The organism is Acidimicrobiia bacterium, assembly GCA_035471805.1.
Taxonomy (GTDB): domain Bacteria; phylum Actinomycetota; class Acidimicrobiia; order Spongiisociales; family JAHEDJ01; genus JAHEDJ01.
The window spans coordinates 23517-38671 of the sequence record DATIPS010000001.1; the positions used below are offsets into that span (position 1 = coordinate 23517).

General features: G+C 63.5%; 16 protein-coding genes. 8 read left to right on the forward strand and 8 right to left on the reverse strand.

Going from position 1 to position 15155, the window contains the following annotated elements; all coding sequences use genetic code 11:
- The first annotated feature begins 75 nt into the window (after window positions 1-75).
- The 5 genes from rpsO to VLT15_00145 all read left to right on the forward strand — a co-directional run bounded on the left by rpsO (window position 76) and on the right by VLT15_00145 (window position 5567).
- On the forward strand, window positions 76-333 hold the full coding sequence (gene rpsO, locus VLT15_00125) for a 30S ribosomal protein S15 (protein HSR43619.1): 258 nt from the start codon (window positions 76-78) through the stop codon (window positions 331-333).
- 192 nt (window positions 334-525) lie between these two features.
- Complete coding sequence (locus tag VLT15_00130) at window positions 526-3039, forward strand: polyribonucleotide nucleotidyltransferase (protein HSR43620.1); 2514 nt, start codon at window positions 526-528, stop codon at window positions 3037-3039.
- A gap of 387 nt (window positions 3040-3426) precedes the next feature.
- Window positions 3427-4233, forward strand: coding sequence for a methyltransferase domain-containing protein (locus VLT15_00135; GenBank protein HSR43621.1), 807 nt, complete (start codon window positions 3427-3429; stop codon window positions 4231-4233).
- A 17-nt stretch (window positions 4234-4250) separates the two neighbouring features.
- On the forward strand, window positions 4251-4520 hold the full coding sequence (locus VLT15_00140) for an acyl-CoA-binding protein (GenBank protein ID HSR43622.1): 270 nt from the start codon (window positions 4251-4253) through the stop codon (window positions 4518-4520).
- Between the two features lie 150 nt (window positions 4521-4670).
- Window positions 4671-5567, forward strand: a complete 897-nt coding sequence (locus VLT15_00145) for a DNA-formamidopyrimidine glycosylase family protein (GenBank protein ID HSR43623.1) — start codon at window positions 4671-4673, stop codon at window positions 5565-5567.
- 41 nt (window positions 5568-5608) lie between these two features.
- On the opposite strand, the gene VLT15_00150 is transcribed toward VLT15_00145, so the two are convergent.
- From VLT15_00150 to VLT15_00170, 5 genes are all read right to left on the reverse strand, one after another.
- A complete protein-coding gene (locus VLT15_00150) occupies window positions 5609-6964 on the reverse strand; it encodes a hypothetical protein (GenBank protein ID HSR43624.1) in 1356 nt (451 codons plus the stop codon).
- On the reverse strand, window positions 6961-7440 hold the full coding sequence (locus VLT15_00155) for a hypothetical protein (protein ID HSR43625.1): 480 nt from the start codon (window positions 7438-7440) through the stop codon (window positions 6961-6963). The genes VLT15_00150 and VLT15_00155 overlap by 4 nt, the downstream gene beginning before the upstream one ends.
- A 193-nt stretch (window positions 7441-7633) precedes the next feature.
- A complete protein-coding gene (locus VLT15_00160; GenBank protein ID HSR43626.1) occupies window positions 7634-7813 on the reverse strand; it encodes a hypothetical protein in 180 nt (59 codons plus the stop codon).
- The gene (locus VLT15_00165; protein ID HSR43627.1) at window positions 7810-8358 is read right to left on the reverse strand and encodes a hypothetical protein; all 549 of its coding nucleotides are present in this window, start codon (window positions 8356-8358) and stop codon (window positions 7810-7812) included. The genes VLT15_00160 and VLT15_00165 overlap by 4 nt, the downstream gene beginning before the upstream one ends.
- A gap of 137 nt (window positions 8359-8495) precedes the next feature.
- Window positions 8496-8954, reverse strand: coding sequence for a DUF1801 domain-containing protein (locus tag VLT15_00170; GenBank protein HSR43628.1), 459 nt, complete (start codon window positions 8952-8954; stop codon window positions 8496-8498).
- 201 nt (window positions 8955-9155) lie between these two features.
- Between VLT15_00170 and VLT15_00175 the strand changes: the two genes are divergently transcribed.
- Both VLT15_00175 and VLT15_00180 read left to right on the forward strand, forming a co-directional pair.
- The gene (locus VLT15_00175; GenBank protein HSR43629.1) at window positions 9156-9797 is read left to right on the forward strand and encodes a hypothetical protein; all 642 of its coding nucleotides are present in this window, start codon (window positions 9156-9158) and stop codon (window positions 9795-9797) included.
- Window positions 9730-11196 carry a DNA polymerase Y family protein gene (locus VLT15_00180; protein ID HSR43630.1) on the forward strand — a complete coding sequence of 489 codons (1467 nt, stop codon included), beginning with the start codon at window positions 9730-9732 and terminating at the stop codon, window positions 11194-11196. Before VLT15_00175 ends, VLT15_00180 begins: the two co-directional genes overlap by 68 nt.
- A gap of 51 nt (window positions 11197-11247) precedes the next feature.
- Here VLT15_00180 and VLT15_00185 read toward each other — a convergent pair whose 3' ends face one another.
- Genes VLT15_00185 through VLT15_00195 form a run of 3 tightly spaced genes read right to left on the reverse strand, consistent with a single transcriptional unit; the run spans window position 11248 to window position 14038 of the window.
- On the reverse strand, window positions 11248-11979 hold the full coding sequence (locus tag VLT15_00185) for a lysophospholipid acyltransferase family protein (protein HSR43631.1): 732 nt from the start codon (window positions 11977-11979) through the stop codon (window positions 11248-11250).
- Window positions 11979-13217: an MFS transporter gene (locus VLT15_00190; GenBank protein ID HSR43632.1), complete on the reverse strand. Its 1239-nt coding sequence runs from the start codon at window positions 13215-13217 to the stop codon at window positions 11979-11981. The genes VLT15_00185 and VLT15_00190 overlap by 1 nt, the downstream gene beginning before the upstream one ends.
- A 23-nt stretch (window positions 13218-13240) precedes the next feature.
- Window positions 13241-14038 (reverse strand): GDSL-type esterase/lipase family protein, encoded by a 798-nt coding sequence (locus tag VLT15_00195; GenBank protein HSR43633.1) that lies wholly within the window; start codon window positions 14036-14038, stop codon window positions 13241-13243.
- 55 nt (window positions 14039-14093) lie between these two features.
- On the opposite strand from VLT15_00195, the gene VLT15_00200 reads away from it, so the two are divergent.
- Complete coding sequence (locus tag VLT15_00200; GenBank protein ID HSR43634.1) at window positions 14094-15119, forward strand: LLM class F420-dependent oxidoreductase; 1026 nt, start codon at window positions 14094-14096, stop codon at window positions 15117-15119.
- Window positions 15120-15155: the final 36 nt, after the last annotated feature.

Below are 15155 nucleotides of genomic sequence, written 5' to 3' on the forward strand. Positions count from 1 at the left end.
TCTCAATTGCCCCTCAGGGGCTCGGAGGTGTTACACTCCCATCCGTTCCCTTCCACCTCTGCAGCGAAGCGTGAAATGAAGACGACCAAAGAAATAATCTCGGAGTACGGTCAGCACGACAGCGACACCGGCTCACCGGAGGTCCAGGTGGCCCTCCTGAGCGACCGCATCAACCATCTGACCGATCATCTCCGCACTCACAAACACGATCACCACAGCCGGCGTGGCCTGCTGATGATGGTCGGCAAGCGCCGCCGCTTGCTGAACTACCTCAAGCGTGAAGATGTCGAGAGATATCGACAGCTGATCGCACGTCTCGGCTTGCGCCGATAGTTCTCGAGGAAGCGGCTTCGGCCGCTTCCTCGCCGTTTGACCCCACTCGGGTCCGACATCCCAGTACCGGCAATTCGCCGGGATCATCTCGAAACACAACGGGGGCAGTGTCCAGTTGTCAGTGGCGACCGCTTCAGGAATGGAGCGACCGCCACTGGCCATTGGCACGCCTCCCAGACAAGAGGAGATAGCGTGCCCGAATACACGGTACGCGGAGTGATCGGTGACAAAGAGGTCACCATCACGACCGGCAAACTTGCCGGGCAGGCCGATGGTGCAGTCACCATCCGCCTCGGCGACACAGTGGTGCTCGTCACTGCAACAGCCAACAAGACGATGCGTGAAGGCATCGACTTCTTCCCCCTCACGGTGGACGTCGAAGAGCGCATGTACGCGGCCGGGAAGATTCCCGGTTCGTTCTTCCGGCGCGAAGGTCGTGCAACGGAGAAAGCGATTCTGACCTGTCGTTTGATCGACCGGCCGCTGCGGCCGTCTTTCAAGGAGGGCTATCGCTGTGAGACCCAGGTCGTTGCGACGATCTTGTCGGTCGACAACGTCAACGCCTACGACATCATCTCGCTCAACGGCGCTTCGGCGGCCTTGAGTGTCTCGTCGATTCCGTTCGAGGGACCGGTCGGCGCGGTTCGCATGTCGCTCAAAGACGGTGAGTGGACCGTTTTGCCTACCTATGAAGAACTAGAAGGCTCCGTCTTCGAGTTGACCGTCGCGGGTGGACGAAATGCAAACGGTGAGATCGACATCATCATGGTCGAGGCCGGTGCCACCGAAGACGGGGTTCGTCTCATCAAAGATGGTCAACCGCCGAGCGACGAGGCCACCGTGGCCCGTGGCATGGAGGCCTCCAAGGCCTACATCGCTCAGCTGATCGACCTTCAGAAGGAACTCGCCGATCAGGTCGAGATCGCCGAATACGACTGGCCCCTGGCCGTCGACTACACCGATGAGCTTGCAGCCCGGGTCGAAGCCGTTGCCAGGCCCAAGTATGCGCCGGTCGTGTTGATCGCCGGCAAACAGGAGCGGAACGCCGCACAGGACGAAGCCACTGAAGCGATTCTGGCGGAGCTCGCCATCGAAGACGAGGACGAGCTCGCCATGGCCAAGAAGGCCGCGCGCAGCGTCATCAAGAAGATGATGCGTGAGCGAGTCGTCAACGACGGTATCCGGCTCGACGGCCGCGGGCTGCGCGACATACGCCAGCTGACGGTCGATGTCGGCGTCGTGCCCCGCACCCACGGTTCGGGACTTTTCCAGCGCGGCGAAACCCAGGTGCTCAATCTGGCAACCCTCGGCATGCTGAAGATGGAGCAGATGCTGGACACCCTCTCGATCGAGGAATCCAAGCGCTACATGCACCACTACAACTTCCCGCCGTTCTCAACGGGTGAGGCCGGCTTCATGCGCGGTCCCAAGCGTCGCGAGATCGGTCACGGGGCCCTGGCGGAGAAGGCCGTTCTCCCGGTCATCCCGACCGCCGATGAGTTCCCGTATGCATTGCGCCTCGTTTCCGAGGTGCTGGCGTCGAACGGTTCTAGTTCTATGGCCTCTGTGTGCTCATCGAGTCTCTCGCTGATGGATGCCGGCGTACCGATCATCGCCCCCGTGGCGGGAATCGCTATGGGCCTGATCGCACACGAGCAAGGCTTTGCCACTCTGACCGATATCCTCGGCGCCGAAGACGCCCTGGGGGACATGGACTTCAAGGTGGCAGGCACAGCCGACATCATCACCGCCCTGCAGCTCGACACGAAGATTTCGGGTCTGCCTTCCGAGGTGCTCGCAGGCGCGCTGGACCAGGCGAAGGAAGCAAGGCTGGCGATTCTGCAGGCGATGGCCGACGTGATCGATGGGCCCCGCAGCGAGCTGAACCCCTGGGCACCGCGCATCGAAGCGGTGCAGATACCCAAGGACAAGATCGGCGAGATCATCGGGCCAAAGGGCAAGAACATCCGGGAACTCGAAGAGGTGACCGGAGCCACGATCGAGATCGAGGAAGACGGCGCTTTCGGCATCGTCCGCATCGGCACGAACGACAGTGACAGCCTGGCACTCGCCAAGGAGAAGGTGATGCAGATCGCCTTCCCGCCGGAACCCGAGGTCGGAGAGACCTACGACGGCGAGGTGGTGAACATCACCAGCTTCGGTGCGTTTGTCAACATCCTCCCTGGTCGTGACGGTCTCATTCATATCTCGAAGCTCGATACGGAGCGTCGGGTCGAGCGAGTCGAGGATTACGTCGCCCTGGGCGACAAGATCAAGGTGAATGTGCGCGAGATCGACCGGGCCGGCAAGGTCAACCTCGATCTGGCCGTGCCACTCGAGCCGAAGGAGGGCGCCGGTGAGCGTCCGGCAGGCGGCGACCGCGATCGCAGTCGCCGTGACAGTGGCGACCGTGACCGTGGTCGCCGTGAGGGCGGCGATGGTCGGGATCGTGACCGTGGTGGCCGTGAGGGCGGCGGTGGTCGGGATCGTGACCGTGGTGGCCGTGAGGGCGGCGGTGGTCGGGATCGTGACCGTGGTGGCCGTGAGGGCGGCGGTGGTCGGGACCGTGACGGCGGGAGCCGCGACGCAGCTCGCCGCCGTGATGGTGGCAACGACCGTGACCGCGGGAACGACCGCGGTGGTGACAAGCCCGGTCGTCGCGTGGTCTCGTTCGAAGACCAGTTTGAGTCCGGCCTCGACGACTGATCGTAACCAGCGTCTCGATGAAAGGTTCGGCCTCAGGCGGGATCTGAATAGGTAGGGTTCTCCGTGTGGGAAAACCCGGTCACTCGAGAGGGCCGCACCGTTCTGGTGCGGCCCTCGATTGATTGTTTGTGCTGCCCCGACAACCCGGGTCCTGGACGACATGAGACGGCTCTACGAACATCAGGACGGGTACCCGGCACGGGCCGATGGTCGAGGCGGTGACGAACATTACATCGCCCCGATGGACGATCCTCCTCGAGTCTGTGAGGCGAGCCGCGCTGGAGAGTGGTTTCTCGGCGTGACCCGTTTCGACACTCCGGTTGGTTCCGGGACTCCCGGTGGTCCACTGTGGCCGGTTGAGTCAGCGGTGGCTGCCATACTTCCGGCATGGCGCGCGAGATATACACCCACTCGCATGATCAGGTCGTCTTGGATGCGCACGGCAGTCGAACGGCGGAGGAAGCTGCCGCTTTCGTCAAGCATCTCTTACGGCCCGAAATGCGCATCCTCGACGCCGGTTGTGGGCCGGGGTCAATCACGTGTGGTCTGGGTCGTTGGGTGCCGGACGGCGAGGTGGTGGGTGTCGATTCGTCGGCGACCGTACTCGAGCACGCTCGATCCCGTGCCGCCGCCGATGATTTGCCCAATGTGACGTTCGAGCAGGCAGATGTCTACGGGCTCAGTCATGGAGCCGGGTCGTTCGATGTCGTATTTGCGCATCAGTTGCTCCAGCACATGGGGAATCCGGTCTTGGTTTTGCAGGAGTTTCGGAGGGTTTTGCGGCCGGGAGGGGTCGTCGCCGTGCGTGATGCCGACTACGGGACGATGACGTTCTTCCCCCACGATCCGGACATCGATCGATTCTTCGAGATCTACGCACTTGTGGCGAGGGCCAACGGAGGGGAGCCGGACGCGGGCCGGCGCCTCCTGGCCTGGGTTCAGAGGGCAGGATTCACGAATCCGACCTACACCACGTCGAGCTGGAGCTACTCGACTCCCGAGGAACGCAAGCGGTGGGCAAACCTCTGGACCGAAAGGACGAGTGTTTCCAAGTATGTGGATCGAGTTGAGGAACTCGGCGTCGCAAGCGAGCCGGAAGTGCGGAGCCTCGGAGCGGCCCTGCAGGTTTGGGCGGCCGAACCGGACGCCACGTTCTCCGTCCTCCATGGTGAAGTGGTGGCGCGAACAAACTGATCTCTGAAGGAGTTGTCATGTCCGATCTATCCACAAGATTCGAAGCTGCTGCCGAATCCGTTCAACTGCTGGCGGAGAAGCCCGACAATGCTGATCTGCTCAAGTTGTATGCATTCTTCAAGCAGGGGAGCAGCGGTGATGTGACGGGGAAACGGCCCGGCATGATGGACTTCGTCGCACGCGCCAAGTACGACGCATGGGCGAGTATTGCCGGAATGACCAAGGATGACGCGATGCAGGCCTACATCGACTTGGTGGCCTCGCTGGAAGCGCGGCGGGTCGACTGACGGCGAACCCGCCGCGTCCCACGCTCCTGCGTGCACGCCTGGTGTCGGTGGCATTCCCGCCACGATTGCCCATTGCCGATGGTCATCCGGATCCGGCCTCGCAAACTCCGGGCGCGACGCCGATGGGTCACCGCTAGCGTCTTGCGTGAAATGCCGGAGCTACCCGACATCGTCGTCTATATCGAGGCACTGGAAAAGCGCGTGGTCGGCGAGACTCTTCGCCGGGTGCGGGTGACGGCTCCGCAACTGATGCGGACCTACGATCCGCCGACATCGGCGCTGGAAGGGCAAGTCGTTTGCGGGTTGAGGCGAGTGGGCAAACGGATCGTTTTCGAGTTCGCAGACGAGCTATTCCTGATCATCCACCTCATGGTGTCCGGCCGGTTGGCCTGGGCAAAGCCCGGTAGCGCCGTTCCGAAGAAGGTCGGGCTCGCCGGACTCGACTTCGAAGACGGTACGCTGATTCTTCGGGAGGCCTCCACCAGGAAGCGGGCCGGCATGTGGATCGTGAGGGGAGAGGGGTCCCTGGCCGAGCACGACAGGGGTGGAATCGAACCGCTCGGCGCCGATCTTGGGGCCTTCGCGGAGAGGCTGACGCGTGAGAACCGAACGCTAAAGCGAGCTCTCACGGATCCACGGATCTTCTCCGGAATAGGCAACGCATATTCGGACGAGATCCTCCATGCCGCCCGGCTGTCGCCGGTCAAACTGACGAACCGGCTGACAGAGGCGGAGATCGAGCGTCTGTTCGTCGCCACACAACGCCTGCTCATCGAATGGACCGACCGCCTTCGTGAAGAGGTCGGGGACGGGTTTCCCGACAAAGGTGTCACGGCTTTCCGGCCGGACATGGCAGTGCACGGCAAGTATGGCCTGCCCTGCCCGGTATGCGGATCGAAGGTTCAGCGCATCGTCTACGCGTCGAACGAGACCAACTATTGCGCGGCCTGCCAGACCGGCGGCAAGTTGCTGGCCGACCGCTCGCTGTCCCGGCTACTCAAAGACGATTGGCCGAAGACGCTGGAGGAACTCGAAGAGCGAAACTGACCGGCCTCTCCATCCGTCACCCGGTCCGAAGACGCCTGCTGCTATCCGGCGGCGAGGATCGTCAGGCCGAGGCTCGTCAGCAAGACCATCAATATGAGCATGGCGTACTGACTGCGGACCGCAGTCTTGGCGGGGAAGTCGGCCAGTGCACGGTCGTGGGCGAGTATCACACCGGCAACGTGGCCGAGCACTATGGCCGCAACCTGCACATACCAGACCGATTCGGGGGACAGCCAGTAACTCACATCGCGACCCGCGGTTCCGAATAGATTCCATCCCAGGCCGAATGGGTCCGACATCGTTGAGATGAACAGTTGCCCCTCAAAGAGAACCAGTGTGAAGTAGTGAGCGAACGCGTAGGCAAGGGCGATGGGAACGAGAGTGTGAGCGAACGATGCCGCCGATGATCCCGCCCGCCGCTCGATTCCGCTCAATGCGGCGGCCGCCAGGGAGGCAAGCCAGTAGGCGCCTCCTATCAGTGCGACGATCGTGACCATCCCCAGAGTCTCCGCCCACATCGTCCCGGATGATTCACCAAGGAGATCGCGCCACCACGACGTCGAGGACAATCCGTCGTAACTCACCGTCCCGATCATCAAGACGACGAAGAGAGTCAGCCCCGGCCACGCAGGCAAGACCGGCAGAGCCCGTGTCCATCCCCGCCAGACCAGTCGCCCATCTGAGTTCCGACCGAAAGGAGCAATCGCGCTGATCAGCCGGTTGTACGTCGTGAACGGATCACCAATTTGGAGGCCCGTCCCGGGCCCGGCCCAGGCGGCCATCGCCAGTGCGTAGAAACTGAAGATCAGGGCTGCCACCGCCAGTGTGCGCGGACGACCCGAATCCGGCCAGACCAGCTCGAGCCAGGTGAATCCGAAGAACACCCCGGCCGCCGGATAGACGCCCCACCTGGTGAGCAGATCCCGCCGCTCCTCGGTGCCGGACAGGATCCATCCGTACAGCGATCTCCAGGGGTTCAGCGGTGTGTATATGTTGCCGACGAGGGCGGCCAGGAACGGAACTACCAGCCAGAAGACGATCCAGACCGTTGCCGGAGCCATGTTGCGAGTTCCGTTCTGGACGCCGAACAACCCGGCGCCGATGACCAGCAGGAGAGCAACTACGCCTATGACCGAGAGACTCTTTGCAGGCCACCCATCCACGCGGTACAACTCCGGTCCCGCCTCCGGACCGTTCTGGAGCCGGGGTTCCTTCCAGAGAAACGACAGGGCGACGAACGAGGCCACGAGCACGATACCCGCACCGACCAGGAAGTACCCGAGCGGAACGGGCAGATCTGCCCTCCCCCCTATTCCGTGAGCCGAAGCCGGAGCCGGAATCGCCACGCTCAGACCGACGAGGCCCACCAAGACCCCCGCCCGGGCCGCCCTGGTCATGGATCCACCCGCAACTCGGCGATCAGGGTCCCACCCTGCTCGAACTCGATCTCAAAGATGCCGGGTATCGAGGCTACGAACTCGATGACGGCAGGTTTGTCCGGCCCGACATCGGCGTGCAGGTCGTAGGTGTGCAGGTGCACCTCGTTCACCTGCTCCGAATAGAAGGTGAGACGTACTTCGTCGTCGAGTGCGGCTCTCAGGTCCGCAACTTCTCCGGCGACTACCACCACTTCGAGGAGTGTGACGTCTGGAGCAGTCGTCGTTGTCGTGGTCTCGGGGACCCCGGTGGATTCGGTCGTGGACGTTTCGGATGGGGGAGTGGGAGGCGGAGTCACTTGAGGAGTGGTCGTTGCCACCGTCGACGACCCGATCACCGGGGCCGTCGTCGGAGTCGTCGTGGACTCCGCGACGTCCTCCCCGCAGGCCGTCGAAAGCAGACCGAGGACAATTACGAAGAAAGCGAGGCGCATCATCAGCGGGAGCATACAGAGCGGCGGACGCCCCGGCTGCTTACCTGCCGGTCGGACCCGCCGGCGTCCGGGCACAGGCAGGTGCCATCTCCCGGCGAAGCCCTCGGGCCCTGCGCAGCGTCGGCGGTGGTTCCAACGGTCTCATCGGTCCGCCGCTCGTCTCCGGGCGGCCATGCAGGCGAACCGCGTCCGCCGTCTACCTCCGGCCGAACGGTGCCCACATTGAGAACACGAGACCAACGACAAGGCCGATGACCGGCAAACCGATCACGCTCAATGTGTCCAGCGGGCGAACCCCGTACTGCTGGAGAAGCACTGCGGCGAATAGGCCGAGAAAGAGCCCCGAGACAGAACCGAGAACCGGACGGCCGCTCATGCCTGAACCCTCCCCGCGGATAGGACACCGACGAGTGCCAGGACTGCCCCGGCAGCCGATCCGGCGCCGACGGGCGTGGTAAGCGGGTTGCCTTCGAGCAGGATCATCACGCTCCCCTCGCAGTCGCCGCCTTCACCGCGATGAAACCCGCCGACCTCGTAGAGGCCGACCAGACTGACCGGGATCTGATCCTTTGCGTCGTCGACCGCGTAGTCGCCCTTCGAATCCGTTTCCTCGTCGTCGTTGGGGCCCTCCCAGTCGGCGAAGACGATGCTGCTCGGGCCGATCACGACCCCCAGTTCGCCCTTGAAGTCCTTTATCACACTGCCGGTCGAGCCCGTCCACGACGCGATGAGGCCTTCCTCGTCCGGGATCACAATCGGGTTGGACGGAGAATCGTTTGCTTCTGTGTAGGTCGCACCGCCGATCGTCACGGTGCCGCTGCACCCACCCTCGACGGCCGCCTGTGCAGCGGTACCCATCAGGAGGAGCGCGCCGAACAGCATGAACAACGTCGCGACCTTCCACTTCGATATGCGTCTCATGCCGGAAACGCTACTCGCCTGAGGAACGATTTGGCGGGTTCTCGAGCGGCGGCGGGCAGGGCCGGCGCAGCAGGCGACCGTCACGTCACTCCTGTGGTTCGACGTCCGGCGCCGGACCCGATGGCCGGGAAACGGCCTTACGAAGGTTTCCTGCGCGTCTTCCCGGCCGCCCCGGCGTCGCGTACGAAGGTTTCGACGTCGACGGCTGCGATCGTCTCGCCGATCAGGTCGAGAGGAAGATCGTCCAGTTTGCGAAACCGGACGCACGACTTGCCAACGTCGTACCTCTTCCCGGTTGCCCGGTAGGCGGCCTCGAACTCCCCGGCCTTTCCGGGCAGCGCGTAGATGCTGGTCAGGTAGACGGCCATGTGGTTCTTCTGCGAAGCAAGTCCCGCGTACATGAGCGGTCGACCGTTGTATGTGTCCGGGAAGGTGGCAATCGGAACCTGGTAGGTGATCATTCCCCAGTTGATGGCTTCCTCATAGCCGTCCGGCAGGTTGGCGAGAATCGTGTCGCGCACCGTCTCGATTGCGGCGCGGCGCCCCTCGGGAAGGGCGGCCAGATAGTCATCGACGGTGGTGGCGTCTGAACGCATGCGATGAGTTTGGAGTAATAGCCGTGGGTTTTCAAGCGGTCCGGGTCTGAAGGTACCTGGTGGTTGGTGATTGCCCATGGTTGATGCCGGGCCGGCCACAGGCCGCAGCCCGACACGACGCAGCCATTCCAGAGGGTGATCCCACTTGGCAGATCGAACATATGTTCGATATGATGGAGAGTCCTTTCTGAGGACATGCGGGTGGATGAGACAGCGACGGTGCGGACGGCAATGCAGCCGGGAGGTACGGGCTGGGACCTCCGGGCAGAGCCCGGCCGGACCATAGGTTTGCTCGGGACTGCCGGTGGAGGATTGACGAGGCTGGGGCTTTCGCTGCTTGTTGATTTGTCACGAATTGCACCGGTAGCGGTTGTCGATGTGCGCGGGTGGATCTCACCGATCGCGGCGTTCGAAGTCGGTATAGATCCTGAGCATCTGGTATTCGTGAGGAGCAGGGAACGTCTCCAGTGGCCTCAGGTGGTAGCCGCATTACTTGAGGGTCTACAAGCGGTATTTGCAGAAGTGCCGGTGGGGATACCCGACGCTCATCTGCGGCGATTGGCCGCCTTGGCCAGATCGCGAGGGGGGGCACTTCTGCTGAGGCCCCTCGACGGTCGGCTTCCATCCGGTGTGTCGCACCTGTCCCTCCAATCAGAGGAGGTGAAGTGGAATGGTGCAGATGCTGGACATGGATGTCTGAGGCGCCGGCATCTCCAGATGCGTGCATGGGGGAAAGGGATGGGTGGCATCGAACGACTCATAGAGGTGGAGGAAGATGGCGAGAACCCTTTGCGTGTGGTGGCCGGAATGGTCGCTCCGGCGGCAGGACGCGCCACCGGATAGGCCCTGTTTTGTCGTTCAGCAGCAGACCGGCGGGTTTCGCGTTTTGGCTGCAAATCCAGAGGCACGTAGCTCCGGTGTAGCGCAGGGTATGTCTCGCAGGGAGGCAGAAGGTTTGTGTCCCGGTGCAGTGGTGCTCGAACGGGACACCGGATTCGAAACAACGGACTTTGAGAAGGTCGTCGTCGCCATCGAGGACCTCGTGCCGAAGGTCGAGGTGGTCGAACCCGGTCTTGTCTTCGTTCCCATTCAAGGCGCTCTTCGTTACTACGGGGGTGAACGTCCGCTCGTTGAAAGGATGTCTGATCGAATCGCCGAGTGGCCGGGGGGGAGGTTGGGTGTTGCCCAAGGCCCTTTCGCGGCCAGGCGAGCCGCAGCTCTCGCCACCGAAACGCCTTTGTTTGTCGAAGATGATGTTGCGTTCCTGGCCGGGCTCACAGTTGATGCACTTCCAGATGAGGACCTCGTTGCAACCTTCAGATGGTTGGGAATTGGGACGCTGGGAGAGTTGTCGCAGCTCCCAAGAGAAGCTTTGGCCTCGAGGTTCGGTGAGCCGGGGCTGGTTGTTCACCGGCTTGCCAGCGGGGAAGACAGGATGGTGGCTCCAAGAGAGGTACCCGAGGACCTTTCGGTAGAGCAGTTCTATGAGGAGCCGCTTCAGTCGCTCGACCAGGCAGGTTTTGCAGCCCGTGCCCTTGCCGGGCGATTGGTCGCGATACTCGATGAGTGCGGGGCAGCTCCTTATCGGGTTGAAGTTTCGGTTTGGGCGGCCGATGGTACGAAGAGGATCAGAGTATGGCGAAGTGCCGATCCCTTCACCGAGCATGGTCTCGCCGAGCGCGTCTGGTGGCAGTTGAGGGCCTGGATAGAAACTGCAGGTGTTTCGGGCGGAATCGTGAGGCTCCGCCTTCAACCGGCAGACCTCTCCGATGCCGGACGCCAGTTGTCGCTCGAGGAAGACACGGCTACCCGGCTCGAGGCCTTCAGGGCTCTCCATCGTGCGCAATCCCTGGTCGGCCCTGACGCGGTGCTCCAAGCACAGGCACAGGGTGGAAGGAGGCCTTCCGAGCAGGTGGCCTGGTTCCGCTGGGGTGAGGAACCATCCGTACCGCACCGCGATCCGAGGGCTCCCTGGCCGGGGCGGGTGCCGTCACCAACCCCGGTGCTTGTCCCGCCCGAGCCGCAGTCGATTGAAGTCGAATGGGATGGCGGCATTCCCGTCCGGATTCGTTTGCGAAGCAGATGGGAAACGGTGATCACTTGGGCAGGGCCATGGTCTCTGACCGGTCGCTGGTGGGAAGGTGAGGAAAGGGTCGACCGGTATCAGATCGTTACTTCTGCTGCTGCGCTGTTGTGCGAAGTGCGGGACGGTTTCGCTTTTGTCGTTGGGGTCTACGATTGAACGGACCGCGACCGGTTCGCCCCGCAATCACCGGAACGGCGGGTCTCGCCGTCAATCGCCCGCAGCTTCGACCATCTCCTCGATCTTCTGTTTCGTGAGATCCCGCAGCATTACAACGTCCCTGCGGGTGAGCCCGGAGGTTTCGATTGGCTCAGAGATGGTCACCTTCATCGGCCCTCCGAAGATCGGTCTGCGCTGCGGCCACACCAGGTGGCCCCCGTGGACCATCACCGGCAGGATGGGAAGCCCCGAATCGATCGCGATAGCGAAGGCACCCCGCTTGAACGCATGAACCTTCCCGTCCCGGAAACGGGTACCTTCCGCGTATACGAGGATCGAGTGCCCGCGTCGGATCACCTCAGCCGAATGCGAGTTGATCTGCCCGTGCACCGCCGCCCCCGCCTGGCGATCGACCTCGACGATTCCGATGGCGCGCAGGGCGGTGCCGAGGATCGGGACACCGAACAGTTCCTTCTTGGCCAGAAACCTGATCGGCACCGGCAGGGCCAAGAAGTGGGCCGGTATGTCGAGGGCAGCCTGGTGATTGGAGACGACCACATAGGAACGAGTCGGATCAACATGCTCCTGTCCGGCAACGGAGAGCGTGACTCCGGCACCGGCGAGGATGGTGCGCGCCCACCAGTTGATCACTCTCTCGATGCGCTCTGCGGATTTGTCGCGCCAGGCGAGGAATGTGACCGACCACGCGGCGATCCAGGTCGCCAGCCCGGCGACGGTGATCGCCAGCACGGTGCGAAACGGCGACTTGATCCACAGGAGCATCAGGGCAGCGTAGCCGGTCGCCGGCGGGCGAATACGGATCGATGATGCATGAAAACCCCGGCGGGAACAACCAGCAGAACTGCGCCGAGGGCGTTGAGATAGGCGTAGCCGGCGGCGGCGAGAACCATCCCGGAGGCGAGGCTGGCCGCCGCCCCCGACAGCCACACCGAAGCATCGACGGCTCCCTGGAGTCGAAGCCGCTCGTCGATATTCAATCCTTCCGTCAGGATGGCGCTTCCGCCGATGAAAGCGAAGTTCCATCCGAGGCCGAGCAGGAAGAGCGCGGCCACCAGTGTTGCCGTCGAATCGGCCGGAGCCGTTCCCGCCAGCGCAACGGAAACGAGCACGATCACCATGCCGCCGGCGGCCACCTGCGGCCGGCCGAACCGGTCTCCGAGGATCCCGGTGAGGGGGGAGAGGGCAAACATGCCCAACGTGTGGGCAGAGATGACGATGCCCACTATCTCGAGTCCGGCGCCCCCATTTCTAAGGAAGATGGGCGTCATCGCCATGATCAAGACCATTACGAAGTGGCTGGTAACCATGGAGGCGACGGCTACTTGAACGCGCGGCATTCGTGCCAGGGCCGCCCGCGGTTCAGAAGATGGGCCTTGCTCTCCGTCGTCCGACACCACCATCTTCAGTGGATCAGGCCGCAGGAACACCCCGTAGAAACCGGCCGCCCCGAGAAAGGCCAGGGCGGCGACAATGTACGGCCCGGAGAATGCCCTGAGACCCGATCCTTCCGCGAGGTCGGCCGACACTCCGAGCAGGTTGGGGCCGGCTACAGAGCCGATCGTGCTCGCCCACACGATCCATCCGATGGCTGCGGTACGGCGGCTGGGTTGATGGAGGTCGGCCGCCGCGTAGCGAGTCAGATGGCTGGCGCTGTTGCCGAACCCGAGCGAGAACATGGCGAAGATGAGTAGTGCGAAAGACGCCGATCCTACGGCGAGAGCCGCCGTTGCCGCAGCGACCCCGGCGAGGGCGTAGGCGCCGATGAGCATCGGCCGGCGGCCCAAACGGACCGTTGCCGAGGCGAGGATCGTCGACCCCAAGGCGGTTCCGATCGTTGACGCGGCGGCCGGAACGCCGGCCAGATTGGATGAGCCGGTCAGGTCTTCGGCGGCCAGGCCTGCGACCGTGATGGCCGCGATGAAACCGGTGCTCGTGAGTCCGACTCCGCCGAAGAGGACGCCGGTCAACTTGCGGCGCACAAGCGCGGATCGATCTGGCATCGGGTGAGTCTAGAGGTGCTCGCTCAACGGTCCTCAAACACCTGGTCTGCCGCCGGCGGGCGGTCCGGGAGCGCGGACGAGAACTCGAGTGCTTCGAGGATGGTTGGCAGTGCTGCCTCCGCCCATACCGCATGGCCGCGTTTGTTCGGATGGAACCTGTCTTCCGAGAATAGGTGCTTGTCCGAACGGTAGGTGGCCGTCGTCAGCTCCCACATGGGGATGTGGAAGATTCGGTCGCTCTCAGCCGCGGCACGGCCATGGGATGCATGGGTGGCTCTGGCCCGCGAGGTCGCTATGGCGCTCAGAGGGAAGGGCAGCCTCGGTGCAGTGCCGATGTCCCCGGCGCCGGCGAGCACGACCGTCTTCGACCGCTCGAGCAATGCGGAACAGATGGCCCTCAGGACCTGGCGCATCTGCAGCTGGGTCATGCCGCGCAGAGCGTCGTTGGAGCCCGCGGAGACCAGCACCATGTCGTACCCGGTCGACGTCTCCTCGATCTGCGTGTGCAAGACGTCGTTCAACCGGGCCCCGCCGAAGGCGAAGCTGTCGATCCGGATCCGGTACCGATCCGTCAGTTGGGGGATGAGTTGTCGCACCCAGATCTCGTCGGCCGAATCGAGACCCGGGCCGGTGATGGTGCTGTCGCCGAGCAGTCCCAGCGTCCGGAGCGGCCGGTTCGGATCACCGAACTCCCCGGACGGATCGAGATCGGGGAACGATGGGAAGTCGTGGTGGGCCGCCCACTGCTGCTCCATCCACAGCACAGCAAAGAGCGCCACTCCGGCGGCGCCGGCGCTGCGCGTGAGTCTGCGTACCGGCATCATTATCCGCTCTTCCCGACAACAACGTAGCATGTGCAGCTGCGGAGGTGGATCATTGCGGTTGGGACTCAATCTGGGCTACGCGGGCGTTGGTGCTGAAGAGGCCGTTACCGAGGCGGAACGGCTCGGCTACGACTCCGTGTGGGCGGCAGAAGCGTGGGGTTTTGACGCGGTAACCGTTCTCTCCTGGCTGGCCGCCAGGACGGAACGGATACATCTCGGTTCTGCGGTTCTTCAGATGCCCGCCAGGACGCCGGCAATGACCGCCATGACTGCGTATACGCTCGACGAGTTGTCCGGCGGGCGGATGCGGCTCGGGCTCGGCATGTCCGGTCCGCAGGTCGTCGAAGGCTGGCACGGCGTTCCGTACGGCAAGCCGCTGGGAAAGACCCGCGAGTACGTGTCGATAGTGCGTCGGGTGTTGGAGCGCCGCAAGCGCCTCCAGCACGATGGCATCCACTATCAGATCCCCTACCAGGGGGTCGATGCGACAGGGTTGGGCAAGCCGTTGATGCTCATCGGTCGCCCCACCCGGCCGGATCTCCCTGTATACATCGCTTCGATCGGGCCCAAGAACGTGGCTTTGACTGCAGAGATCGCCGATGGCTGGTTACCGGTCTTCTTCTCGCCGGAGCATGCTCGAGACGTCTTCTGGCCTCATCTCGAAGAAGGTTTCGCGCGGTCGGGCGGTGGGCGCAACCGCGCCGCGTTCGACGTTGCCCCGACGGTCTCGGCGGTCATAACCGACAACCTCGAGTCAGGCCGCGCTCAGATCAAACCGTATCTGGCCCTCTACATAGGCGGGATGGGGGCGAAGAACCGCAACTTCTACAGCGATCTGGCCGGACGCTACGGCTTCGAGAAAGAGGCGGGGGAGATTCAAAGCCTCTATCTCGCCGGGCGCAAAGAGGAAGCCATCGCGTCCGTTCCCGATGCACTCGTCGATCTGACCAGTCTGGTGGGGACGCGCGAAATGGTGCGGGATCGTCTGGAGGCGTGGAAGGAGTCGGGGGTCACGTCGCTCCTCGTCGGCCTGACGGATCTGACAACACTGCGAACGCTGGCCGAGCTCGTCCTGTAGGCGATCGTCGGCCCTCCCGGTGGTGGGCCGACGAAA